Raw genomic sequence first — 1016 nt, 5'->3', positions numbered from 1 at the left:
CAAATCAAATATGATAACTATAATAGTATATTTGATGGTCGTAATAGCTTCTCTAAAACAGATAAAGACGCGACTTTCATGCATATGAAAGATGACCATATGCAAAACGGCCAATTAAAACCTGGTTATAATATTCAAATAGGGGTAGAGGGTGAATATATTGTTGGTATAGATATTTCTAGTGAAAGATCAGATCAATTAACTTTTATACCCTTCTTAGATAAACTAGAAAAAGATTTACCAAAGAAATTTGAAAATGTTATCGCTGACGCCGGCTACGAAAGTGAAGAAAATTATATGTACTTATCAAAACATAATCAAAAATCATACATAAAGCCTCAAAACTACGAGAAATCAAAAAATAAAAAGTTTAAAGTTGATATAAGTAAAAGAGAAAATATGATTTATGATGAAGAAAATGATTATTATATATGTGCATATGGCAATAAATTAGTACCTATATCAAGTAAAATAAAAACTTCTAAATCTGGCTATAAATCCAATGTTACAATTTACGAAAGTGAAAACTGTAATGAGTGTCCTTATAAAAGTAAATGTACTAAAGCAAAAGGAAATAAACGCCTACATGTATCAAAAGATTTTGTAAAAAAACGTAAAACTTCATTAGAAAATATCTCGACTGAAAAAGGAAAGTTATTAAGAATGAATAGATCTATTCAGGTCGAAGGAGCTTTTGGAGTATTAAAACAAGATTATGGTTTTAGAAGATTTTTATCAAGAGGAAAAAATAATATTAAAACTGAATTTGCACTTTTGAGCTTTGCTTATAATATTCAAAAACTCTTTAATAAGATGAGTCAAAATAGAAATGGTATATTATTGCATGAAAAGAAAATAGCGTAAAGGTATATTTTTACAGAGAATAGGAGGTTTATAACCTCCTATTTGTCGTGTCAAAAAACTTGTTCATTTAGAAATAATTTCATATAAATATATGAATAAAAAATAAAAAGACCGTCTACTGAAATGATTTTAAAAATCATTTCAGAGACAGC

General features: G+C 26.8%; 1 protein-coding gene. It reads left to right on the top strand.

The features are described from left to right. Positions 1-864: transposase (locus tag LQE93_RS16730; protein ID WP_231074579.1), on the top strand; the 864-nt coding region annotated here is incomplete at its 5' end. Between the last annotated feature and the right edge of the window lie 152 nt (positions 865-1016).

This window comes from Clostridium sp. NSJ-145 (assembly GCF_021044725.1).
Taxonomy (GTDB): Bacteria; Bacillota; Clostridia; order Clostridiales; family Clostridiaceae; genus Clostridium; species Clostridium disporicum_B.
This window is presented reverse-complemented; position numbering and strand designations above follow the sequence as displayed.